Source organism: Rhodococcus sp. NPDC003322, from assembly GCF_053589555.1.
The window spans coordinates 116643-139355 of the sequence record NZ_JBSFSC010000008.1 but is presented as its reverse complement, the minus strand read 5'-3'; the positions used below and the strand labels follow the sequence as shown (position 1 = coordinate 139355).

The window sequence follows — 22713 nt, the reverse complement described above, 5'->3', positions numbered from 1 at the left end:
ATGCTGGAACATCGTTACGACGTGGTCATCGTCGGCGCCGGCGGCGCCGGCATGCGCGCAGCCATCGAATCTGGCCCGCGCACCCGCACCGCGGTCCTGACCAAGCTCTACCCCACCCGCTCCCACACCGGTGCGGCGCAGGGCGGCATGTGCGCCGCGCTGGCGAACGTGGAGGAAGACAACTGGGAGTGGCACACCTTCGACACCGTCAAGGGTGGCGACTACCTCGCCGACCAGGACGCGGTCGAGATCATGGCCAAGGAGGCCATCGACGCGGTGCTCGACCTGGAGAAGATGGGTCTGCCGTTCAACCGCACACCCGAGGGCAAGATCGACCAGCGTCGTTTCGGTGGCCACACCCGCGACCACGGCAAGGCCCCGGTCCGCCGGGCCTGTTACGCCGCGGACCGCACCGGCCACATGATCCTGCAGACGCTGTACCAGAACTGCGTCAAGCACGACGTCGAGTTCTTCAACGAGTTCTACGCCCTCGACATCGCGCTCACCGAGACCGAGGAAGGCCCGGTCGCGACCGGCGTCATCGCCTACGAGCTGGCCACCGGCGAGATCCACGTCTTCCACGCGAAGTCGATCGTCTTCGCGACCGGCGGCTCGGGCCGCATGTACAAGACGACGTCCAACGCGCACACCCTCACCGGTGACGGCATGGGCATCATCTTCCGCAAGGGCCTTCCGCTCGAGGACATGGAATTCCACCAGTTCCATCCGACAGGCCTCGCCGGCCTGGGCATCCTCATCTCGGAGGCCGTCCGAGGCGAGGGCGGCATCCTCCGCAACGCCGACGGCGAGCGCTTCATGGAGCGCTACGCCCCCACCATCAAGGACCTCGCGCCGCGCGACATCGTCGCCCGCTCGATGGTGCTCGAGGTGCTCGAGGGTCGCGGTGCCGGTCCGAACAAGGACTACGTCTACATCGACGTCACGCACCTCGGCGAGGACGTGCTCGAGGAGAAGCTCCCCGACATCACCGAGTTCGCCCGCACCTACCTGGGTGTCGACCCGGTCACCGAGCTGGTGCCGGTCTACCCGACCTGCCACTACGTGATGGGCGGCATCCCCACCAAGATCAACGGTGAGGTGCTGCGCAACAACGAGGACCACGTTCCCGGCCTGTACGCCGCCGGTGAGTGCGCGTGCGTCTCGGTGCACGGTGCGAACCGCCTCGGCACCAACTCGCTGCTCGACATCAACGTGTTCGGCCGTCGCGCCGGCATCGCCGCCGCCGAGCACGCGCTGGCCACCGAGTTCGTGCCGCTGCCGGACGAGCCCGCGAAGATGGTCGAGGAATGGCTCGCGGTCATCCTCTCCGAGCACGGTCACGAGCGTGTCGCGGACATCCGCACCGAGCTGCAGCAGTCCATGGACAACAACGCGTCCGTGTTCCGCACCGAGGACACCCTCACGCAGGCGCTCAAGGACATCAAGGCGCTCAAGGAGCGGTACAACCACATCACCGTGCAGGACAAGGGCAAGCGCTACAACAGCGACCTGCTCGAGGCCGTCGAACTCGGCTTCCTGCTCGAGATGGCGGAGGTCACCGTCGTCGGCGCACTGAACCGCAAGGAGTCGCGTGGCGGCCACGCCCGCGAGGACTACCCGGACCGCAACGACGCCGAGTACATGCAGCACACCATGGCGTACAAGGTCGGCAAGGACCTCATCTCCGACATCCGTCTGGACTACAAGCCGGTTGTCCAGACCCGCTACGAGCCGATGGAGCGTAAGTACTGATGTCTGCACCAGTTCTCGACAAGGACGCGACCGCGCTGCCGTCCGTGCCCGAGGGAGCCGTCATGGTCACCCTCAAGATCGCCCGGTTCAACCCGGAGGACGGCAAGGGTCAGCACTGGGACTCCTTCCAGGTTCCGTGCCTGCCGACCGACCGCCTGCTGAACCTGCTGCTGTACGTGAAGGGTTACCTCGACGGAACGCTGACGTTCCGCCGCTCCTGCGCACACGGCGTCTGCGGCTCGGATGCGATGCGGATCAACGGTGTCAACCGGCTGGCCTGCAAGGTGCTGATGCGCGACATGCTGCCCAAGGACGGCAAGTCGCTCACCATCACGATCGAGCCGATCAAGGGCCTGCCGGTCGAGAAGGACCTGCTCGTCGACATGGAGCCGTTCTTCGACGCGTTCCGTGCCGTCAAGCCGTTCCTGATGACCTCGGGCAACGAGCCGACCCGCGAGCGGATCCAGTCGCAGGCCGACCGCGCCCGGTTCGACGACACCACCAAGTGCATCCTGTGCGCCTGCTGCACCACCTCGTGCCCGGTGTACTGGAGCGACGGCAGCTACTTCGGCCCGGCCGCGATCGTGAACGCGCACCGCTTCATCTTCGACAGCCGTGACGAGGGAGCCGCCGAGCGGCTCGACATCCTCAACGACAAGGAAGGCGTGTGGCGGTGCCGCACGACCTTCAACTGCACCGACGCGTGCCCCCGCGGCATTCAGGTGACAAAGGCGATCCAGGAAGTCAAGCGCGCCCTGCTCTTCTCGCGCTAGATCGCCGAGCACGACATCAGCTAAAGGCGCGGACCCAACAGGGTCCGCGCCTTTAGCTGCCTGTCGCCAGGTCAAACGTTAATTCCATATTTCCAGCCACGAACCCATGTAACGTCCGCTACCAATCCGTTACCATGTGCTCGCAGACTGCGCGAGACCCCAATTCAGGGGTCGACACACGAAGGGATCGGGACCTACGGCAATGGAGTCAGACTTCGCATCTCGGTTGAACAAACTGTTCGACACGGTACATCCACCCGGCCGCAAGCCACACACGAACACCGAGGTTGCCGAGGCCCTCAATTCGGCCGGCCATCGCATCTCCAAGCCGTACATCTCCCAACTGAGGAACGGCCAGCGCACCAACCCGTCGCCGGAAACCGTTGCCGCTCTTGCCCAGTTCTTCAAGGTCAAGTCCGACTACTTCTTCGACGACATCTACGCCGCTCGCATCGACCACGACCTGGAGCTGCTCTCCCAGCTGCGCGGCTACGGCCTTCGTCGACTGTCGGCGCGCGCGTTCGACCTGTCCAGCGAGTCGCAGGAACTGCTCACCGCAATGGCCGAGAAGCTGCGGCGCAGCGAGGGATTGCCGGCTACCCCACCGGACTCCACCGAGTAGCGGGGTGCGCACCACCACCCCACGAGTAAGGCGCTGGCGGGTCCTGACCGCCAGCGCCTTGCTGGGTTCGCTCCTGATCCTGCCGGGTCTCGCCTCTGCGGCGAACGGCGACGGCAGGTCCGACCCCACGCCCGCCGCACAGGAACGTGGCCAGGGCAACGGCAACGGCGGTCAGGGCAACGGCAACGGCAACGGCGGCCAGGGCAACGGCGGCGGCTGGTGCGACCACGACGGAGGCAACGGACCCGGCGGCAACTGCGGCAACGGCAACGGCAACGGCGGCTGGTGCGACCACGACCGGCACGGAAACCATTGCGGTGGGCCCACACCCACCACGACGGCCGCCCATCCGACCACCACCAGGGTCCAGCCCACAACCACTGCTGAACCGACGACGACCGTGGAACCCACGACCACCACCGTCGAACCCACCACCACCACCGTCGAACCCACCACCACCACGGCCGAGCCCACCACCACCGTCGACCCCACGACCACCACGGTCGAGCCCACCACCACGACCGTGGAACCCACCACCACGACGGTCGAACCCACCACGACCACCGTCGAACCCACCACGACCACCGTCGAACCCACCACCACCACGGTCGAACCCACCACGACAACGGTCGACCCCACCACGACCGTGGAACCCACGACCACCACCGTCGAACCCACCACCACCACCGTCGAACCCACCACCACCACGGCCGAGCCCACCACGACAACGGTCGACCCCACCACGACCGTGGAACCCACGACCACAACGGTCGAACCCACCACCACCACGGTCGAACCCACCACGACCACCGTCGAACCCACCACCACCACGGTCGAACCCACCACGACCACCGTCGAACCCACCACCACCACGGTCGAACCCATCACGACCACCGTCGAACCCACCACCACGACGGTCGAGCCCACCACCACCACCGTCGAGCCCACCACGACCACCGTCGAGCCCACCACCACCACCGTGGAACCGACGACCACGATGAGCGCCGCGACCACGACCTCCACCGCTGTTGCGGTCCCCGGTGTCGGTCCTTCGGGTGACGGGGACGGCACGGGTGGCGGTGATGCCGATCAGCGGGTGCCGCCACCGGCCGCGGAGTCGAACGAGCAGCCCGCCTCACTCGCGGATGCACCCGAGGCGGCACCTGCCGCGGACGCACCGTCGAACCCGGGTGCACAGGCTGATCCTGCGGACGGGCCCGCGGCGGACGCTCCTTCGCAGGCAGCGGACGAGCGGGCGCAGGCAGCGGACGAGCGGGCGCAGGCGGCAGCCGTGGCTCCCGGGCACGAAACGTTGATCGCGAACGCGGCGCCGCAGGCACCGCACCGCGATGCGAGCCCGGTGGCCGCGCATCCCGCGGCGGGCTCACCCAACCCGAATGTCGCGCTGGCGTCGGAGTCCCGGCCGGGCGGCGACATCGGTGCCGCCACGGCCGGCGTCACGGCGGTGCTGTTCGCGGCTGGCGCGACCGGGTTCATGAGCTTCCGCAGCGCCCGCGCCGCGCGAACCCGATTGAACCTCGCGCGCGCCGAGTTCCTGGAGCCACTGAGGTGACGGCTCCGAGGGATCCCGGCTCGCGGCCGGTCCGCAATCACCGTCGTGTCCTGGCCGCTGTGGACGCGGTGCTCGACATGGCCGCGCAGACCCACGCGGTCACCATCGAGGACATCGTCCAGTCGCTGGCCGACACCCGCCGGCGTCCGATCGAGATCGCGTTCGAGGACCTCGGGCCGGGGGTGTGGGGGCAACGCCGTGAGTTCCCGGATCATGACCGGATCGTGCTCGCGCGTAGCCTTCCCAGTGTGACCAGGACCCTCGCCCACGAGATCGGGCACATCGTCTTCCGACATCCGGGCGCCGCGATCGCCGAGACGACGCTCGCGGCCGACGACGATCTGATCGCGTACATGCTCAGTCAGCGGTCCGCCGGGTCCGCGGACCTCACGCACGAGGCGTTGCACGAGTGGGAGGCGGAGGCGTTCGCCGTCCGTCTCCTCCAGCGCCTCGGCCAGTTCGAACGTGACGAGAACTGGCGGCCTCTGCTGTGCTTCGACGAGGCCCTCGGGTGATCACCTGGGCTGTCGCCCTACTGTGCTCCACCGCGGTGGGAGCACGGATCGGGCGTCTGACGGTGCGCCCTCCGTCGTTGGCCCGGGTGGCCATCGCGCTGGCAGCGATCTCGCTGACCGTGGCGGCGACCGTGCGTACCAGCACGGTGTCGGAGGTGCTCGACGGATACGGCGACCATGTCGCCGCCACGGTGTTCGAGCTGTGCCTGATCGCGTTCGGGACGACGACAGCGCTGATCGCCGCGGCGTCGACGACGGTTCTCAGCGCCCGTCCGCAGTGGCAGCTGGTCACCGTTTCCGCGGTCGCCACGGCGGTGGTCACCGGCCTCGAACTCTCGGCCGCGGAGCACAGCCCGGTCACGTCGGTGTACCTGGTGGTGACCGCCCTGTTCGCGACCGCCGTCGCGATCCGGTACGCGCGGTGGAACCCGCTGGGACGGGCCATCGGGCTGTACTGCGCGGGTCTGGTCGTGATCGCGGCAGGTTGCGCGGTCGACCTGTTCACCGACGCGCGAAGCCATTTCTCACCCTCGTCCGGCCTGTGGTCGCTGGCGGTGATCCTCGTCAGCGCAGGATGTTCGTCGGTGATGATCGAGGCATGGGGTCGGGCGCAGCTGGACCTGCGTCGCACCCGCGGCCTCTGGACGGCGCTGACCTCGGCGCACCCCGAACTGCTCGACAGCGACTACCGGTCGGTGACCTCGACGCTCACGGCCGGCGACCGGATCTCGCAGATCCTCGACGGACTGTATCTGCACGACGGCGGTGGTCTGCTCGGCCCCGGTTGGACGCCGCCGCCCGCCGATCCGGCGGAGCAGGCCGAGGCGGTCGCGCAGTGGTTGCATCGCACGGCCGTCGAGATCGAGCCGATCGACCCGGGATGGCTCGGCACCCCGGACGGGCTCACCGATCGGCAGTGGATTCTGGCGGTGAGCGCGGCATACGATCGACCCCGGCGGCGGGCAGACGCGACCGTCGCCTGACCGCACCCATCGGTGCGCTACCCTGCCTCCTCGATGAACACGCTCGGTAAGGCCCGGAACTGTGCGATCGCCGTCGCCGCGATCGGCATGATCGGTGTGCCCGCGGCAGCACAACCCCTCCCCGCCGAGCCGGGCTCCACCCCCGGCGCGGTGACCAGCACGCCGTTCACCGCTCCGAACACCGACGGATGCCCGAACCGCGCCGTGCCGCCGCCCGCGATCGACCTGTCCGAGGTACCCGCGCCGGGTGACCCGACGCCCACCCCGCTGCCGGTGCCTGCGCGCCCCGTCGGCGGCGAGAACCTGGGCGCCTGCGGAGTCGTGACGGCCGACGGCTCTCCCCCGCTGCCGGCCGACATCTCGGCCACCGCGTGGGTGCTGTCGGACCTCGACACCGGTGCGGTTCTCGCCGCGAAGGACCCGCACGGCCGATACCGTCCGGCGAGCACGATCAAGATGCTGCTGGCCCTCGTGGCGTTGCACGAGCTGGACCTCGACGAGACGGTGACCGCGACCGCGGAGGACGCGAACGTCGAGGGCAGCGCGGTCGGGTTGGGCAAGGACGGCCGGTACACCAACCGGCAGCTGCTGCAGGGCCTGGTGATGGCGTCGGGCAACGACGCCGCGCACGCGTTGTCCACGCAGCTCGGCGGCGACGCGGAAACCGTGCGGAAGATGAACGAGCTGGCCCGCCACCTCGGCGCGCTCGACACCCGGACGGCGACGCCGTCGGGGCTCGACGGACCCGGAATGTCCAGTTCCGCATACGATCTCGCCCTGATCTACCGGGAGGCGATGCGCAACCCGACCTTCGCCGAACTGATCCACACCGAGCGGGTCGAGTTCCCCGGATTCCCCAAGAACCCCGACGATCCCCTGGACGTCGACCATCCCGGGTTCACCCTCGCCAACGACAACAAGCTGCTCTACAACTACGACGGTGCACTCGGCGGCAAGACCGGCTACACCGACGACGCACGGCAGACGTTCGTCGGGGGCGCTGAACGCGGCGGCAGGCGGCTGGCGGTGACCCTGATGGCCGGGGACGTCCTGCCGATCCGCCCGTGGGAGCAGGCCGCCCGACTGCTCGACCACGGTTTCGCGCTGCCGCGCTCGACCTCGGTGGGTGAGCTCGTCGACCCCGGCGAGACCGATCACGCCGACGCCGCTCCGGTCACCGTGGCCGCGCCGCCGGAGTCGTCCACCGCGGGCGACGTCTCTGCCGTGAGCACCGCCGGTGGCGGCGACGTCCCCCGTAATGCGGTCCTGGCGGTGGGCGGCGCGATCATCGCCGTCCTCATCGCCGGCGCGGCGCGTCTGCAACGCCGGCGACACTGACGCGGCAGCTTCGAAAGCACCGCCGCGCTGCGCCTTCTGGAGCGCTCCCGCGCTGCGACTTCGGGAGCGCTCCCGCGCCACCGGCGTCTGGAACGCTCCCGCACTGCGGCTTCGAGAAACCCTGACGCCGCGCGGCTGCGGTCAGCGGCGGTGGCGCCTGAGCCAGCCACCGAGGCCCAGCGCGGCGGCCGCGCCGGTCGCGACCAGCACGGCGGCCTCGACGAGCGTGGCGCTGCGCGCCGGCGGGGGCGCGGCCACCTCGATGACGGCGGGCTGGGGCGGCGGCACGTGTGCGAGTTCCTCGTTCTCACGAGTGGTGGCCGCCCAGGCGGTGGAGACGAGCAGCAGCCGTGCGGTGAAGTAGATGAACACCAGCAGACCGATGATTGGACCAAAGGTCGACCCGGCCGGCCCCCCGGTCACGGACTGCAGGTAGATCACGCCGACCCGTTTGAACACCTCGAACCCGAGGGCGGCGATCAGCGCGGCGCGGGCCGCGCTCCGCAGCGTCACCGGCTCCCGCGGCAACCGGGCGATCACCCAGGTGAACAGCGCCCACGTGATCACGGCCGCGAGCAGTGACGTGCCGATCTGCACCAATGTCTGCACCCAGCCCAGGTCGTCGATGCCGAGGAACTCGAGGACGGTACCCGTCACTCCCCCCTCGGCCAGGACCGAGAGTCCCACCGACAACACCAGCGCCAGGAACAGGCCGAGCAGCTTCGACAGGTCCCGCAGCTTGGTCGCCACGAATCCCGTCGGCGGATGCCGCTGCGCCCACATCGCGGACAGCGCCTCGCGCACGTTCGCCATCCAGCCCAGTCCGGCGTAGGCGGCGAAGATCAGACCGAACACGCCGACCGTCGCGCGGGCGGCGATCGCCGCGTCGATCAGCTGGTTGATCTGGTCGCCCAGGTCGCCGGGCATCGCCTTGGTGACGGTGTTGTGGATGGAGTCCAGCAGGTTGGGGTTCTGGACCAGGACGAAGCCGAGGATCGCGAACGCGACCATCAGCATGGGGAACAGCGCGAACACGCTGAAGTAGGTGATCCCGGCCGCGAAGTAGTCGCCCTTGTTCTCCTGGTACCGGCCGGCGGCGCGGATGACGTGGTCGAGCCACGGCCAGGCGGCGCGCCGGCGCTCGAGCAGTCCCTTGAAGTCCGGCACCGGCGCTCACCCCTGTCGCTGAATCAGCCCTGCCGGCTCATCCCTTTTGCGGCAGGAATCCCACCTTGTCATAGACGGTGGCCAGAACCTTGGCGGACACTTCGCGTGCCCGCTCCGCGCCCGCGTCGAGAATTCGGTCCAGCTCGGCCTCGTCCGAGAGGAACTCGTCGACCTTCGCACGCAGCGGCGTCACGAACTCCACCAGTGCGTCGGCAGTGCCTACTTTGAGGTCGCCGTATCCCTTTCCGGCGTAACCCTTCTCGAGGTCCTCGACGCTGGTCCCGGACAGTGCGGACTGGATGGTCAGCAGATTGGAGACACCCGGCTTGTTCTCCCGGTCGAACCGGATCTCGCGCTCGTTGTCGGTGACCGCGGACTTGATCTTCTTGGCCGAGATCTTCGGGTCGTCGAGCAGGTTGATCAGACCGGCGTCGGTGGCGGCGGACTTGCTCATCTTCGACGTCGGGTCCTGCAGGTCGTAGATCTTCGAGGTGCCCTTGATCATCTGCGCCTCGGGCACCACGAACGTCTTGCCGAAGCGGGTGTTGAACCGCTGCGCGAGGTCGCGGGCCATCTCCAGGTGCTGACGCTGGTCCTCCCCGACCGGCACCCGCTGCGGGCGATACAGCAGGATGTCGGCGGCCATCAGCACCGGGTAGGTGAACAGGCCGACGGTCGCGGCCTCGGCGCCCTGCTTGGCGGACTTGTCCTTGAACTGCGTCATCCGGCTGGCCTCACCGAAACCGGTGATGCAGTTCAGGACCCACGCGAGCTGCGCGTGCTCGGGCACCTGGCTCTGCACGAACAGCGTCGACCGTTCCGGGTCGATGCCGAGCGCCAGCAGCTGCGCCGCCGCGACCTTGGTCCGCTTGCGCAGCTCCTTCGGGTTCTGCGGGACGGTGATCGCGTGCAGGTCGGGAATGAAGTAGAAGGCGTCGAAGTCGTCCTGCAGCTGCACCCACTGGGCCAGGGCGCCGAGGTAGTTGCCGAGGTGGAAGGAGTCGGCGGTCGGCTGGATACCGGAGAGCACCCGCTGGCGGGGAGCTGAATCGGGGGTGGACGATGCGGAACTCGACATGGTCCCGATCCTTTCATGCCCGCCCCGGTACGCCGGTGTCCACCCTGCGCCGACGGGTCTTCTCAGCGCCGGGGTCTTGTCGGCGCCGGCGGCTTCTCAGCGCCGGCTCAGTCGTCGAGCCGAACGATCGCAACCCCGGCCGTCGTCCACCGCCGCGCCAGGGCGGCGGAATCCAGTGCGGCGACCTGCGCCACCACCCGGATGCCGGCGTCCTGCAGCGCCGACAGCAGCCAGGGCACCTCCCCCGGCTGGTCGCCAAGCAGCGCGCCGGCGTCGCGGACGATCACGATCAGGTCGGGTGCGGCGCCGAGCCAGTCCTGCCAGTCCCGCAGGCACTCGTCGAAGGCGTCCTTGTTCGCGCCGAAGTAGTACGGGAACTGCAGCGCGGCCGCGAACTCGTCGTAGACGGCCGGCACCGTCGGCATCCGGGTGCCGCGGACACGGCGTACGGCATAGCCGCTCTCGGACAGCGCGTAGGCCGCGTTGTCGGCGTCCCGGGGCACCCCGGCGAGCAGCCCGACACGCACGGGGCCGGTTGCGAACTGGTGCAGCGTCGTCATCAGCGCATCCTCGTGAAAGATTCGTAGTGGTCACCGGTGTACCAGGCGCTGGTGTCGCTGCCGGTGACGATGCGCTCCGCGTCGCGCGATTCGCCGCGCCGTTTCGGGTTCACGTCCCATTCGCGGTACGCGATCGACGACCCGGCCGTGTCGGTGCGGGGCAGCGTCCCCTCCCGGTTGCGCCAGGTGTCCCCGCCCTTGGTGCCCGGCGCGTTCGCCGACCCCGGCCAGCGGCCCGCGTCGATCTCGGCGAGGGTCGCCCACGCGACGTCGGGCACGGGCACCGGCACGACACCGCGCGGTCCGGCGGTCTGTGCGGCGGCGGCGGCGGTGGCCGGCGCAGTGGAAGGCAGTGCGACCAGGGTCCCGTCCTCGTCAACGGTCAGCCGTTGCACCTCGTCACGGGTCAGCCCTTGCTGCGTGGCGGTGACGGTGGCGATCGAGGGGTCGCCCGCGTGGCTGCGTACGAGTTCCGCGTCCGGGCCGGTCTGGCCACCGGGACCGGCGAGCAGGAACCCGGCGACCACCGCGAGCACCGCAACAAGGACCCCGAGGACGAGGCGGGCCCGCGGCCCCAGCCGGGTCACCGGTAGCGCACCGTGACCGGCGCGTGGTCGGACCAGCGCTGGTCGTAGGACGCCGCACGTTCGACCACGGCTTCCTTGGCACGCTCGGCGAGACCCGGGGTGGCGACCTGGTAGTCGATCCGCCAGCCGGAGTCGTTGTCGAACGCCTTGCCGCGGTAGGACCACCAGCTGTAGGGCCCGGCGAGGTCGGGGTGCAGTCCGCGCACCACGTCCGCCCAGCCGAACTCGCCGAAGACCGAACCCATCCAGGCCCGCTCGTGCGGCAGGAAGCCGGAGTTCTTGACGTTGCCCTTGTGGTTCTTCAGGTCCAGTTCGGTGTGCGCGATGTTCCAGTCGCCGCACACCACCGCGTCGCGTCCGGCCCCGGTCGCGGCCGCGGCAGTGGCGGTCAGGTACGCGCCGAACGAATCGAGGAACCGTTCCTTCTCGACCTGCCGCTCGGTGCCCACCTCACCGGACGGCAGGTACAGGCTGGCGACGGTCAGGTCGTCGAAGTCGGCTTCCAGGTAGCGGCCCGCCTCGGCGAACTCGTCGTCGCCATGGCCGATCCGCACCGCGTCCGCCGGCCGGCGGGAGAGCACCGCGACCCCGTTGCGGCCCTTGACCGCGGACTGAGCGGTCGCCATGTGCCACCCCGCGTCGAGCGCCGGGGCGAGGGTGGCGTGCAACTGCTTGTCGTCGGCGCGGGTCTCCTGCAGGCAGACCACATCCGCGTCGGTGGCGGCGAGCCACTCGAGCAGACCCTTCTTCGCGGCGGCGCGAACGCCGTTGACATTGACCGTGGAGATGATGTGCGGCACGGGGTGAAACCGTATCGAACCACTCGGACACAGCCAGCCGGCCGGGGTGAACGCCGCGGGCCAGGCGCGTGTCTCACGGCCCCGACCCCGCCTCCCGACAGTGGCTGAAGGTGGCCTTCGTCCGGTTGAAACCGCCTGAACCGAACGAAGGTCACCTTCGTTCGGAGCCGCTGCACCCGGTCAGGCGCGGCTGCCGCGGCGTTCGAGCAGGACCGCGAGGCCGAGCACCACGAGCCCGGCGACGGCGAGGCCCGACGCGACCACGGCGGGGGCCGTGTATCCGAATCCGGCCGCGATCACGACTCCGCCGATCCAGGCACCGAACGCGTTGGCGACATTGAGCGCGGCGTGGTTGAGGGCGGCGGCCAGGGTCTGCGCGTCGGCCGCCACGTCCATCAGCCGTGTCTGCAGTGCGGGAACCATGGCCGCTCCCGCCAGTCCGATCAGGAACACGAACACCAGCGCGGTCACCGGGTTGTGCACGGCGGCGACGAATCCGGCGAGGATCACCGCCAGGGCGGCCATCATCGCGGCGAGGCCAGGGATCAGGGCACGATCTGCGAGATGGCCGCCGACCAGGTTGCCCACCACCATGCCGAGGCCGTACAGCATCAGCGCCAGCGGCACGAGTGATCGCGACAGGCCGGACACGTCGGTCAGGGTGGTGCTGATGTAGGTGTAGACCGCGAACATGCCGCCGAATCCGACCATGCCCATGATCAGGGTCATCCACACCTGCACGCGCGTCAGCGCGCCGAGCTCGGTGATCGGGTTGGTCGTCGGCATCGCGTCCAGTCGTGGGATCCACAGCATCAGGGAGACGACGGTGACCACCCCGATGACCGCGACGAGCGCGAACGCGGCCCGCCATCCCAGGTGCTGCCCGAGCCAGGCGGCGACCGGCACCCCGATCACGTTGGCCACGGACAGACCGAGCATGACGGTCGCGACCGCCTTGGCGCGGCGACCGGGTTCGGCGAGGTGGGCGGCGACGAGCGCGGCCACCCCGAAGTAGGCGCCGTGCGGCAGGCCGGCGACGAACCGGGCCACCATCAGGGTGGCGTAGTCGGGAGCGAACACGGACGCGGCGTTGCCGACGGTGAATGCCACCATCAGCGCGATCAGCAGGGCGCGGCGCGGCACCCGTGCGGTCAGTGCCGCGATGGTCGGGGCACCGACGACGACGCCGAGGGCGTAGGCGGAGATGACGTGCCCGGCGGTCGGTTCGCTGACGCCCAGGCCTCCCGACATCTCCGGCAGCAACCCCATGGCGACGAACTCGGTGGTGCCGATCCCGAAGCCGCCGAGTGCGAGGGCGAGCATCGCGAGCGAGCGGGCGGCGCCGGGCCCCCGGAAACCACGGGACGGACGCTCGATGCGGGACAGTGTCGACGAAACCACTGATCAATTGTGGTCACGGGGGCCGACGGTCCGCCAAGTGAGGGGGCGTGAGTTCGCTCACCCGGCGCCGGGTACGCCGAAGGGGCGCCCGGGTTGTCCGGACGCCCCTTCGGGTGTGCTCGTGCGCGGGATTACTTCGCCGCGAACGCCTTCTGCAGGTTCTCGTCGAGCGCGCCGAGGAACTCCTCGGTGGTCAGGTAGCCCTGATCGCCACCGACCAGAAGCGCGAGATCCTTCGTCATCTGACCGCCCTCGACGGTCTTGATGACGACGTCCTCGAGCTGCTGTGCGAAGTCGATCACCTCGGGGGTGTTGTCGAGCTTGCCGCGGTGCTCGAGGCCCCGGGTCCAGGCGAAGATCGACGCAATCGGGTTGGTCGACGTCGGCTTGCCCTGCTGGTGCTGGCGGTAGTGCCGGGTGACGGTGCCGTGCGCGGCCTCCGCCTCGACGGTCTTGCCGTCCGGGGTCATCAGCACGGAGGTCATCAGACCCAGCGAGCCGTAGCCCTGCGCGACGGTGTCGGACTGGACGTCACCGTCGTAGTTCTTGCAGGCCCAGACGTAGCCACCCTCCCACTTGAGCGAGGAGGCGACCATGTCGTCGATGAGGCGGTGCTCGTAGGTCAGGCCCGCGGCGTCGAACTCGGCCTTGAACTCTTCTTCGAAGATCCGCTGGAACTCGTCCTTGAACATACCGTCGTATGCCTTGAGGATCGTGTTCTTGGTCGACAGGTAGACCGGGTAGTTCTGCTGCAGGCCGTAGGCCAGCGAGGCACGCGCGAAGTCCTGGATGGACTTCTTGTAGTTGTACATCCCCATGACGACGCCGCCGTCCTCGGGAATCTTGCACACTTCGTGCTGGATCGGCTCGGAGCCGTCCTCGGGGGTGTACGTGATGGTGACGGTGCCTGCGCCGGGGACCTTGAAGTCGGTGGCGCGGTACTGGTCACCGAACGCGTGACGTCCGACGATGACCGGCTTGGTCCAGCCCGGAACCAGGCGGGGCACGTTGGAGATCAGGATCGGCGCGCGGAAGATGGTGCCGCCGAGGATGTTGCGGATGGTGCCGTTCGGCGACCGCCACATCTTCTTGAGGCCGAACTCCTCGACCCGGGCCTCGTCCGGCGTGATGGTCGCGCACTTGACGCCGACGCCGTGCTTCTTGATCGCGTTCGCGGCGTCGACGGTGACCTGGTCATCGGTCTTGTCGCGGTATTCGATACCGAGGTCGTAGTACTCGAGATTCACATCGAGGTACGGATGGATCAGCTTGTCCTTGATGAACTGCCAGATGATGCGTGTCATCTCGTCGCCGTCCAGTTCGACGACGGTGCCCTCAACCTTGATTTTGGACATGTGTACTTCGCGTCCTCCTAGGAAGTTTCCCCTGGTCACACGGTTAGCCATCCGCTTCGTGAGCGGTTGGCGAACGACTCAATTCAGTAAACCCAAACGTCGCGGGCACACACCGGGATGCCGCGCCAAACAAGACAAGCGTACTGCTAGCGGCGTGGCGCGCAACGATCACCCCCCGACGGCGACACCCCTACCGCCCGGTAACTTCGCCCAGCTCAGACGCCCACCAGCGAGTCGTTCATCCGCTCCACCGCATATTTCACGTCCGGTAACGACTGTGACACCATCCAGACTCTACGTCCGGATGTGAGGGGAGTCACTACCCCGGTCGTCCACACCCGGTGCTCCGGCGGGGCCGGCGATACCGTGGGTACGTGCGCCGGATCAGCAGGGACTCCATCAGCCGGGACACGACGCTGTGCATGTCGCTGTCCGCCCGCCCGTCGAACATCGGAACCCGGTTCCACAACCACCTCTACGAGGAACTCGGGCTGGACTTCCTCTACAAGGCGTTCACCACCACCGACCTGGCATCCGCGATCGCCGGCATCCGTGCACTCGGGATCCGCGGCTGCGGTGTCTCGATGCCGTTCAAGGAGGCGTGCATCGAGCATGTCGACGTGATGCATCCGTCCGCGGAGGCGATCGCATCGGTGAACACCATCGTCAACGAGGACGGTGTCCTGCACGCGTACAACACCGACTACGAGGCCGTCGTCACCCTTCTCGCCGACCGGGCCGTCGACCCGTCGACACCGGCCGCGGTCGCCGGCAGCGGCGGCATGGCCAAGGCGGTCGTGGCGGCACTGCGCGACGAGGGTTTTCGCTCGGTGACGGTGGTCGCCCGCAACGCCGGGACCGGTCGCGCGCTCGCCGACCGGTACGGCTTCGCGTGGAGCCCTGATCTCGGGGACCTGCGACCGCGACTGCTGGTCAACGCGACCCCGCTCGGCATGTCGGGCGGGCCCGGTGCAGACGCATCGCCGTTCGACGCCGACGCGGTGCAGGCCGCCGAGACCGTCTTCGACGTCGTCGCCATGCCACCCGACACACCGCTGATCCGGGCGGCGCGGGCGGCGGGCAAGACCGTCATCACCGGAGACGAGGTGATCGCGCTGCAGGCGGCGGCCCAGTTCGTGCTGTACACCGGCGTGACACCGACCCGCGACCAGATCCGCCGGGCGTCGGAGTTCTCCCGACGGTGAGCGACCCGGCCGCCGCACGTCCATGAATTTCACCCGGACAGGGGCGAGGATTCACTCACAGAGTGCACGGCGGCACAGCCGGGCAACCTACGAGGAGGACACATGCTGGGACTGGGCTTCATCGGATGGATCGTCATCGGCGGACTCGCCGGCTGGATCGGCAGCAAGATCCTGCACAACACGGGTCAGGGCGTGATCCTCAACATCGTCGTCGGCGTCATCGGCGGCCTGATCGGCGGCTTCCTGCTCAACCTGATCGGGGTCGACGTCGAGGGTGCCGGCCTGATCTTCAGCTTCCTGACATGCCTGCTCGGCGCGGTGATTCTCCTGTGGCTGGTGCAGAAGGTCAAAGCCTGAGCACTCCCCCGGAGAGAACGCTTTCCGACGCTTCGCCCGGACGCGAAGGCCCCGATGCCCACTGCATCGGGGCCTTCCCGCGTCATGGGTCGACACCGCCGACGGTGCCGACCTCAGCGAGTGGGCGAAGCGGTCGGCATCGGTGTCGGCGGTGACGTTCCGCCCGCCGCCGGAGCCGTGTCGGTGAGCCGGTACACGTGGTCCGGGGAGATGATCTCGGTGATCGCCGTGCCCAGCAACGTGCTCGGTTCCTGGCCCTCGTAGCCGGTGTCGGTGTTGATCATGATGACGAGGGTGGTCGCCCGCTCCGGCAGGTACACCGTGACCGTCTGGTACCCGGGCAGGCTGCCGTTGTGGCCGATCCAGCCGGCCGCGTTGAACAGGCCCAGCCCGTACCCGACGTCGGGGGGATACCCGGGCGCGTTGACGGTCTCGAGTCGCTGCTGCTGTGTTTCCGGCGTGAGCAGCGTCCCGGTCGCCAGCGCAGGCCCCCAGATACGCAGGTCGTCGAGCGTGGAGATCATGGCGCCCGCCGCCCAGCCCCACGAGGGGTCCCAGTCGGTGGCCGTCGCCTCCTTGCCGTCGGCGGTCTGGATCGTGTAGCCCTGCGCGTGCGGCTCGGGGAAGGCGTTGTCGGTGGGAAAGCTGGTCTGGTCCATCTTCAGCGGCGCGAGGATCTCGTCGTCGATGTAGTCCGGCAACGACATTCCGCTGACCTTCTCGACAACCAGCCCCAGCAGTGTGGTGTTGGTGTTCGAGTACTGGAAGCCTTCGCCGGGCGGGAACGTCGCGGGCATCGCGAACGCGTAGCCGAGCAGCTGTTCCGGGGTGAACTGCGCTCGGGGATCGGCGAAGAACGTCTTCTGGAACTCCTCGCTCGCCGTGTAGTTGGCGAGCCCGCTCTGCATGCGTGCCAGCTCCCGGATGGTGATCCGATCGCCGTCGGGCACGCCGTCCACGTACTTCGCGATCGGGTCGTCCAGTCCGACCTTTCCGTCGTCGACCAGCTGCAGCACGCCGGTGACGGTGAACGTCTTGGTCAGGCTGCCGATCCGGCTGTAGAAGTCGGTCTCCATCGGTGCGCCGGTGGCCTTGTCGGCGACGCCGAATGCCTTGACGTAGGTGCCGCCCGGCCCCCAGATCCCGACCATCGCGCCGGGCACCGATGCCCGTTTCATCGTGTTCTCGATGGCCGAGTCGAGCCGCTGCGAGAGCGACGGGTCCAGCGCTGCCGTCGATTCGGCGGCGGTCGTGCCGGAAGCGGCTGTCGTGTCGGACGCGGCGGGCTCGGTGGTCGAGTCGTCGGAGCATCCGGCGGCCAGCAGGAGCGTGACCGCCGCGGCCGCGAGCCGCCCGCGGCGTCGGCGCGTCACGGAAACTGTCGATGGAGTCACGGCCTGTGAGGTCATCCGCCCGGTCCCGTCGTAGAAATACGAAGTCGTAGAAATACAAATAGGAGCGACGTGTGCTTGGAGACGGAACCTACTCCTCACGGCTACGACCCGCTCGCCGAAGCGCGCGCACGTCGGAATGCGCGCGGTCGATGCGGGCACCCCGGCAGGATGACCGGCGTGCCAGGAATCACCGAACCCGACCCGACCGCCACCGAGGTGGGACAGAGCCACCCGATCAGCGCCGGAGTGGTCACCGCCCTCGTCGGGTTCACGAGCTCGTTCGCCGTGGTCCTCACCGGCCTGCGCGCGGTCGGAGCGAGCCCGTCGCAGGCGGCGTCCGGCCTGATGGCGCTGTGCGTCACCCAGGCGGTGGGGATGCTGTGGCTGGCCCGGCGGTACCGGATGCCGATCACGCTGGCGTGGTCGACGCCGGGCGCCGCGCTGCTCGCCGGGACGGGCGCGGTCGCGGGCGGCTGGCCCGCCGCCGTCGGGGCGTTCGTCGGCGTCGGCGCCGCGGTGATCCTCACCGGACTGTGGCCGCGGCTGGGCCGGCTGATCGAATCCATCCCCGTTCCGCTCGCCCAGGCGATGCTCGCCGGGGTGCTGCTTCCCCTGTGCCTCGAGCCGGTCACCGCGCTGCGCGCCTCCCCCGCAGCCGTCGCCCCCGTCATTCTGGTGTGGCTTGTGCTGCAACGGTTCTCGACCCGATGGGCGGTCCCCGCGGCGTTCGCGACGGCCGCGGCCGTGATCGTCGTGGACCTGGCCGTCGGTGACGCCACCCTCGACACCTCGGAACTGGTACCTCGATTCGAGGCGACGGTCCCACACTTCTCCTGGCAGGCACTGGTCGGGATCGCGTTGCCCCTGTACATCGTGACGATGGCGTCGCAGAACATCCCGGGCACGGCGGTGATGGGGTCGTTCGGTTACCGGGTGCCGTGGCGGCCGGCGATGACGGTCACGGGCATCGGCACCATCGTCGGCGCGCCGGCCGGTGGGCACGCGATCAACCTCGCCGCGATCAGTGCCGCCCTCGCCGCCGGGCCGACCGCGCACCCCGACCCGCGGCGCCGGTGGATCGCGGCGTTCACGGCCGGGTGGGCGTACCTGGTATTGGCCGTCTGCTCGGCGGCGCTGGCCGCGCTGGTGGCCGCGGCCCCGTCCGGGGTCGTCGAGACGGTCGCGGGTCTGGCGCTGCTCGCCACCCTCGCCGGATCTCTCGTGTCGGCACTGTCCGACGAGTCGGATCGGCCGGCCGCTGTGCTGACGTTTCTGATCGCCGCCTCCGGGATCGCGTTCGCGGGAATCGGGTCGGCGTTCTGGGCGCTGGCGGCGGGCCTGGCCGTCCGGCTGCTCCTACGACCGCGATCGCAGGCGTCGAGGCCGTGACCACCGAACTCCCGCCTGGCTCACCCCCGAAACGCACGTCCGCCCCGCTCTGGGCACGAGCGGGGCGGACGGAATGACGATGCGGTCGGGGCTTGCCCCGAGCGCAAGACCTACTCGGTGGTCTGGGCGGGGGTCTCTATGGGCATCGGCTCGTAAGAACCGAAGCCACCGAGGAGGCCGGTGAGCAGGCCGAGAATCTGATCCATGCTGATTCCTCCCAGTTCGTCTGATGCACCGGTGTTCCGGCGGCGCCGGGGTGCAGTGGTGACGAACTCCCCCGATCGGAAGTGGTCGTCGGAAACGGCCGTCCGCGAACTGTTGCTACGCGGTGGTTTCGGTCGGCGTCTCGGTGGGCGTCTCCCCCGCGTCGGCGGAGAAGCTGCTGAGGAGGCCGGTGAGCAGGGCGACGATCTGATCCATGACGATCTCCATTCTGTCCTGATGTTCCCGATAGCCGGATTCGGCTGCGAACGAGTGTGCACCGCACTTCCGTACCGTACGTCCGGTTTCGAGAATCAATTTTGCAAGACCGAAAAGAACACGATTCCGCAACTATCCGGGCGTCGCGTCTGCTAGCGGCTCATTCAGTGCAGCCCGGCCGAACGCGCCGTGTCCACCGCGCGGGCGACGATGTCGTCGATGATCTTGATCGACGGCGCCCCGACCTCGGCGGTGTTGCGCGGATCCTCGATCGTGCGACGCAGCACGCCCTCGGCGATGATCGCCAGCTTCCACAGGGCCAGCGTGTGCCAGAACCCGAGCGCAGAGCGATCTCGCCCGGTCTCCCGGAAGTACACGTCCGCGAGCTCGGCACGCGTCGGGAAACCCTCCATCGTCGACGCGACGAACGGTCCCGGCAGCTCGTCATCGGCCTGCGACCAGTAGGCGAGCAGGGCGCCGACGTCGGCCATCGGGTCGCCGAGCGTGCACAGCTCCCAGTCGAGGACCGCGACCACCCGACCGTCGTCACGTGCGGTGATGACGTTGCTCAGGTGAAAGTCCCCGTGCACCAGTGTCACTTCACTCTGCTCCGGAATCGAACGTGACAGCAGTGCCGTCAACTCCTCCACTGCCGGCACCTCACGAGTCTTCGACTTCGCCCACTGCCCGGACCACCGCCGAATCTGCCGCTCCGCGAACGGCGAACGACTCGACAGGTCGTCGAGCCCGGCGAGTTCGAGGTCGACGCGGTGAATGCTGGCCAGTGCCTTCGGCATCGACAGGCCGGTGGCACGTCGCCGTTCCGGTGTCAATTCCTTGGCCACACCGATGCTGTCGACGACGACACCGTCGACGTAGCTCATCAGCATCAGCGGCGCGTCGGTCACCGCCGGATCCTCGGTCAAGGCAAGCGCTTTCGGAACCGGAACGCCCGTGCCCTGCAGGGCGGAGATGATCCGGTACTCACGGGCGACGTCGTGCGCGGACGCGAGCAGATGACCGAGCGGGGGCCGACGCAGCACCCAGGCGGAACCGCCCGAGTCGGTCACGACGTACGTCAGGTTGGACTGGCCGTTGCCGATCCGCTTGAAATTCAGCGGCGCGAGGGCACCGACCCCCAGATCCGCGATCCACGCGGAGACCGCACGCTCGTCCAGACCCACGGCGTTGCTCATCGGCTGCTCCCTTCGCTGCTGCTCCAGCGGACCCGTCCGCGCGGACGAGGCCCGACGGTGACGTACCACTGGCTCCGACCCGTCGATGCTAGTGGTTACCCCGCCTGCCTGGGCCGATACGACGTCACCGCAACAGGATCGGTAGGGTTCGCACCCTCCGATCCGGGCGGACCGCGTTACGAGGAACTCCCACCCGCCAGCGGGGAGGGGACCGCATCGAACCGAAGCGTCGCCTCGGCGTGATCACCGCCTGGCGGGTCGAAGGTGAATGTGGCCACGTATCGGCCGGGCTCGTGGACCGGCGTCGCCGCGGTCGCCACCCCCAATGTCAGCGGCATCGTGACGGTCCGCTCGTCGCCGTCGGGTTCGGTCACCGTCAGCACGACCGGGGTGGTGGCGTCCGCTCCGGTCGGGACCGGACCGACCGAGACACCGAGAGTCACCAGGTTGTTCGCGTAGACCGTGCCGATCGGCGGCACGGTGGCGATCTGGTAGACGGTCGCGGCGGACGCCGTCGGCGCCACGGCGAGGGTCACGGCCCCCGCAAGCACTCCCGCGGTCACAAGTCCCTTGCTGCGCAACATGGACAATCCCTCCGGGTCGACTGATCACATTCCGAGTCGGGCTCCCGCCAGACTAGGACGGACCGACTCGAAACCTGCGGTACCGAATCGCCCTCGGTGCATCACGAATCGGGAGCAGACTTCCACCGACGACCGCGGGACAATTGCAGCGGGACAACCGCAGACGCACGCGCCACCACGATCCCGAATCGAAGTGAATCGCGATGACCACAACACTCCCGCACCCGCCGCACCGACTCCCGCTTCTCGGCGATCTGCTCACCGCCGACCCGAGCAGACCCTCCCAGCATCTGGCCGAACAGGCGCGGGCCCTGGGCCCGATCTTCGACACCCAGGTGTTCCGGCAGCACCTCACCGTGGTGTCCGGCACCGACCTGTACGCGGACCTCTGCGACGACAAGCGGTTCGGCAAACGCATCGGGTTCAGCACGGCGTACACCCGCGAGATGCTCGGCGACGCCCTGTTCTCGGCGTACACGACGGAGCCGAACTGGTCGCGGGCGCACAACATCCTTCAGCCGGCCTTCTCGCTGTCCGCGATGAGGAACTATCACGACACGATGGTCGAGACGACACGTGAACTGATCGCGTACTGGGACGAGAACTCCCGGTCGGGGCCGGTGGACGTGCACACCGACACCAGCAAGATGACGCTGCAGACGATCGGGCGGATCGGCTTCGGCCACGACTTCCACTCGTTCGAGTCCACCGAACCGGATCCGTATGCGGCCGCAGTGATGCGGGTGTTCGCGTACATGGGACGGTCCGGGTACCGGATCCCGGTGCACTGGCTCGACCACCTGGTACATCGTCAGGCGATCGCCCGCGTGGACGCCGACCTCGCGTATGCGCGCGGCGTCGTCGACGACGTCATCCGGACCCGGCGCGCACACCCGGACGACGCTCCCGACGACGACCTGCTGGCGCTGATGCTGACCACCTCCGACCCGGCGACCGGGCGATATCTCAGTGACGAGAACATCCGCAACCAGGTCCTCACCTTCTTCGCAGCCGGACACGAAACGACCTCGGGCACACTGTCGTTCGCACTGCACGTCCTCTCCACCCACCCCGAGGTCGCGACCCGCGCCCGGGCGGAGATCGAGTCGATGTGGCCGGCCGGGACCGATCCGGATCCGGCGTTCTCCGACGTCCACAAGCTCAAGTACCTGCGGCGGGTCGTCGACGAGACGCTGCGCCTGTGGCCGATCGGGCCGGGTTTCCTCCGGGAACCGCTGCAGGACACCCTGCTCGGCGGTCGCTACCTGGTTCGAGCCGGGCAACCGGTGCTCGCGCTCACCTTCGCCGTGCACCGCGACCCGGTGTGGGGGCCGAACCCACTGGCCTTCGACCCCGACCGCTTCCTGCCGGAGCGTTCCCGCACCCGCCCGCCGGGGATCTACAAGCCGTTCGGCACCGGACTGCGGCAGTGCATCGGACGACAACTGGCCCTGCACGAGTCGGTGCTCGCACTGGCGCTGATCCTGCACCGTTACGACCTCGAACCCGACCCCGGCTACACCCTCGAGGTCGCAGAGGAGTTCACCCTCAAACCCGCGAACCTCCGCCTCGGACTGCGCCGCCGCTGACCCTTGCGCCGCCGCGCCAAAAGGGGATGCTGGTGGGTGAGGGCACAGCGCGTCGGGGCCTGTCTCACGAGGACC

21 protein-coding genes are annotated in these 22713 nt (G+C 68.8%); 11 read left to right on the top strand and 10 right to left on the bottom strand.

The annotated features are described in order from the left end of the window. The 7 genes from sdhA to ACWDUM_RS26435 all read left to right on the top strand — a co-directional run bounded on the left by sdhA (position 1) and on the right by ACWDUM_RS26435 (position 7556). Positions 1 to 1752: a succinate dehydrogenase flavoprotein subunit gene (sdhA, locus tag ACWDUM_RS26465; RefSeq protein ID WP_450116171.1), complete on the top strand. Its 1752-nt coding sequence runs from the start codon at positions 1 to 3 to the stop codon at positions 1750 to 1752. Further along, positions 1752 to 2525, top strand: a complete 774-nt coding sequence (locus tag ACWDUM_RS26460; RefSeq protein WP_450136297.1) for a succinate dehydrogenase iron-sulfur subunit — start codon at positions 1752 to 1754, stop codon at positions 2523 to 2525. Before sdhA ends, ACWDUM_RS26460 begins: the two co-directional genes overlap by 1 nt. Before the next feature lie 202 nt (positions 2526 to 2727). After that, positions 2728 to 3147 (top strand): helix-turn-helix domain-containing protein, encoded by a 420-nt coding sequence (locus tag ACWDUM_RS26455; protein ID WP_450116173.1) that lies wholly within the window; start codon positions 2728 to 2730, stop codon positions 3145 to 3147. Between the two features lie 4 nt (positions 3148 to 3151). Beyond that, a complete protein-coding gene (locus ACWDUM_RS26450) occupies positions 3152 to 4720 on the top strand; it encodes a hypothetical protein (protein WP_450136296.1) in 1569 nt (522 codons plus the stop codon). 77 nt (positions 4721 to 4797) lie between these two features. Next, positions 4798 to 5235 (top strand): ImmA/IrrE family metallo-endopeptidase, encoded by a 438-nt coding sequence (locus ACWDUM_RS26445; protein WP_450116187.1) that lies wholly within the window; start codon positions 4798 to 4800, stop codon positions 5233 to 5235. A gap of 35 nt (positions 5236 to 5270) precedes the next feature. After that, positions 5271 to 6218 carry a hypothetical protein gene (locus ACWDUM_RS26440; protein ID WP_450136295.1) on the top strand — a complete coding sequence of 316 codons (948 nt, stop codon included), beginning with the start codon at positions 5271 to 5273 and terminating at the stop codon, positions 6216 to 6218. Positions 6219 to 6251: 33 nt separating this feature from the next. Further along, the gene (locus ACWDUM_RS26435) at positions 6252 to 7556 is read left to right on the top strand and encodes a serine hydrolase (RefSeq protein WP_450136294.1); all 1305 of its coding nucleotides are present in this window, start codon (positions 6252 to 6254) and stop codon (positions 7554 to 7556) included. Positions 7557 to 7697: 141 nt separating this feature from the next. Here ACWDUM_RS26435 and yhjD read toward each other — a convergent pair whose 3' ends face one another. The 7 genes from yhjD to ACWDUM_RS26400 form a co-directional block, all read right to left on the bottom strand. Next, positions 7698 to 8723 (bottom strand): inner membrane protein YhjD, encoded by a 1026-nt coding sequence (gene yhjD, locus ACWDUM_RS26430; protein ID WP_450136293.1) that lies wholly within the window; start codon positions 8721 to 8723, stop codon positions 7698 to 7700. Between the two features lie 37 nt (positions 8724 to 8760). Then, positions 8761 to 9801: a tryptophan--tRNA ligase gene (trpS, locus tag ACWDUM_RS26425; RefSeq protein WP_450136292.1), complete on the bottom strand. Its 1041-nt coding sequence runs from the start codon at positions 9799 to 9801 to the stop codon at positions 8761 to 8763. A 107-nt stretch (positions 9802 to 9908) separates the two neighbouring features. Next, positions 9909 to 10361, bottom strand: a complete 453-nt coding sequence (locus ACWDUM_RS26420) for a barstar family protein (protein WP_450136291.1) — start codon at positions 10359 to 10361, stop codon at positions 9909 to 9911. Then, positions 10361 to 10948 (bottom strand): ribonuclease domain-containing protein, encoded by a 588-nt coding sequence (locus tag ACWDUM_RS26415; RefSeq protein ID WP_450136290.1) that lies wholly within the window; start codon positions 10946 to 10948, stop codon positions 10361 to 10363. Before ACWDUM_RS26415 ends, ACWDUM_RS26420 begins: the two co-directional genes overlap by 1 nt. Further along, positions 10945 to 11748: an exodeoxyribonuclease III gene (locus ACWDUM_RS26410; RefSeq protein ID WP_450136289.1), complete on the bottom strand. Its 804-nt coding sequence runs from the start codon at positions 11746 to 11748 to the stop codon at positions 10945 to 10947. The genes ACWDUM_RS26415 and ACWDUM_RS26410 overlap by 4 nt, the downstream gene beginning before the upstream one ends. A 180-nt stretch (positions 11749 to 11928) precedes the next feature. Next, on the bottom strand, positions 11929 to 13071 hold the full coding sequence (locus tag ACWDUM_RS26405) for an MFS transporter (protein ID WP_450136325.1): 1143 nt from the start codon (positions 13069 to 13071) through the stop codon (positions 11929 to 11931). 209 nt (positions 13072 to 13280) lie between these two features. Next, a complete protein-coding gene (locus ACWDUM_RS26400) occupies positions 13281 to 14504 on the bottom strand; it encodes an NADP-dependent isocitrate dehydrogenase (protein WP_450116182.1) in 1224 nt (407 codons plus the stop codon). Positions 14505 to 14878: 374 nt separating this feature from the next. Between ACWDUM_RS26400 and ACWDUM_RS26395 the strand changes: the two genes are divergently transcribed. Next, positions 14879 to 15709 (top strand): shikimate 5-dehydrogenase, encoded by an 831-nt coding sequence (locus ACWDUM_RS26395; protein ID WP_450136288.1) that lies wholly within the window; start codon positions 14879 to 14881, stop codon positions 15707 to 15709. A gap of 102 nt (positions 15710 to 15811) precedes the next feature. Beyond that, positions 15812 to 16066 carry a GlsB/YeaQ/YmgE family stress response membrane protein gene (locus ACWDUM_RS26390; RefSeq protein ID WP_450136287.1) on the top strand — a complete coding sequence of 85 codons (255 nt, stop codon included), beginning with the start codon at positions 15812 to 15814 and terminating at the stop codon, positions 16064 to 16066. 113 nt (positions 16067 to 16179) lie between these two features. On the opposite strand, the gene ACWDUM_RS26385 is transcribed toward ACWDUM_RS26390, so the two are convergent. Then, a complete protein-coding gene (locus ACWDUM_RS26385) occupies positions 16180 to 17460 on the bottom strand; it encodes a serine hydrolase domain-containing protein (protein WP_450136286.1) in 1281 nt (426 codons plus the stop codon). 168 nt (positions 17461 to 17628) lie between these two features. Here ACWDUM_RS26385 and ACWDUM_RS26380 point away from each other — a divergent pair, with 168 nt between their 5' ends. Beyond that, positions 17629 to 18849 (top strand): benzoate/H(+) symporter BenE family transporter, encoded by a 1221-nt coding sequence (locus ACWDUM_RS26380; protein ID WP_450136285.1) that lies wholly within the window; start codon positions 17629 to 17631, stop codon positions 18847 to 18849. A gap of 584 nt (positions 18850 to 19433) precedes the next feature. Here the strand turns inward: ACWDUM_RS26380 and ACWDUM_RS26375 are convergent. After that, on the bottom strand, positions 19434 to 20465 hold the full coding sequence (locus ACWDUM_RS26375) for a phosphotransferase family protein (RefSeq protein WP_450136284.1): 1032 nt from the start codon (positions 20463 to 20465) through the stop codon (positions 19434 to 19436). A gap of 176 nt (positions 20466 to 20641) precedes the next feature. After that, complete coding sequence (locus tag ACWDUM_RS26370) at positions 20642 to 21049, bottom strand: hypothetical protein (RefSeq protein ID WP_450136283.1); 408 nt, start codon at positions 21047 to 21049, stop codon at positions 20642 to 20644. A 203-nt stretch (positions 21050 to 21252) separates the two neighbouring features. Here ACWDUM_RS26370 and ACWDUM_RS26365 point away from each other — a divergent pair, with 203 nt between their 5' ends. Then, the gene (locus tag ACWDUM_RS26365) at positions 21253 to 22638 is read left to right on the top strand and encodes a cytochrome P450 (RefSeq protein ID WP_450136282.1); all 1386 of its coding nucleotides are present in this window, start codon (positions 21253 to 21255) and stop codon (positions 22636 to 22638) included. Positions 22639 to 22713 lie beyond the last annotated feature (75 nt).

Bases quoted from the DNA above. Each gene is read 5' to 3' on its own strand.
- ACWDUM_RS26375 (WP_450136284.1), bottom strand. From the start codon at position 20,465: ATGAGCAACGCCGTGGGTCTGGACGAGCGTGCGGTCTCCGCGTGGATC.
- sdhA (WP_450116171.1), top strand. From the start codon at position 1: ATGCTGGAACATCGTTACGACGTGGTCATCGTCGGCGCCGGCGGCGCC.
- ACWDUM_RS26370 (WP_450136283.1), bottom strand. From the start codon at position 21,049: ATGTTGCGCAGCAAGGGACTTGTGACCGCGGGAGTGCTTGCGGGGGCC.
- ACWDUM_RS26390 (WP_450136287.1), top strand. From the start codon at position 15,812: ATGCTGGGACTGGGCTTCATCGGATGGATCGTCATCGGCGGACTCGCC.
- ACWDUM_RS26455 (WP_450116173.1), top strand. From the start codon at position 2,728: ATGGAGTCAGACTTCGCATCTCGGTTGAACAAACTGTTCGACACGGTA.
- ACWDUM_RS26445 (WP_450116187.1), top strand. From the start codon at position 4,798: ATGGCCGCGCAGACCCACGCGGTCACCATCGAGGACATCGTCCAGTCG.
- ACWDUM_RS26460 (WP_450136297.1), top strand. From the start codon at position 1,752: ATGTCTGCACCAGTTCTCGACAAGGACGCGACCGCGCTGCCGTCCGTG.
- ACWDUM_RS26380 (WP_450136285.1), top strand. From the start codon at position 17,629: ATGACCGGCGTGCCAGGAATCACCGAACCCGACCCGACCGCCACCGAG.
- ACWDUM_RS26435 (WP_450136294.1), top strand. From the start codon at position 6,252: ATGAACACGCTCGGTAAGGCCCGGAACTGTGCGATCGCCGTCGCCGCG.
- ACWDUM_RS26365 (WP_450136282.1), top strand. From the start codon at position 21,253: ATGACCACAACACTCCCGCACCCGCCGCACCGACTCCCGCTTCTCGGC.
- trpS (WP_450136292.1), bottom strand. From the start codon at position 9,801: ATGTCGAGTTCCGCATCGTCCACCCCCGATTCAGCTCCCCGCCAGCGG.
- ACWDUM_RS26405 (WP_450136325.1), bottom strand. From the start codon at position 13,071: ATGCTCGCCCTCGCACTCGGCGGCTTCGGGATCGGCACCACCGAGTTC.
- ACWDUM_RS26420 (WP_450136291.1), bottom strand. From the start codon at position 10,361: ATGACGACGCTGCACCAGTTCGCAACCGGCCCCGTGCGTGTCGGGCTG.
- ACWDUM_RS26400 (WP_450116182.1), bottom strand. From the start codon at position 14,504: ATGTCCAAAATCAAGGTTGAGGGCACCGTCGTCGAACTGGACGGCGAC.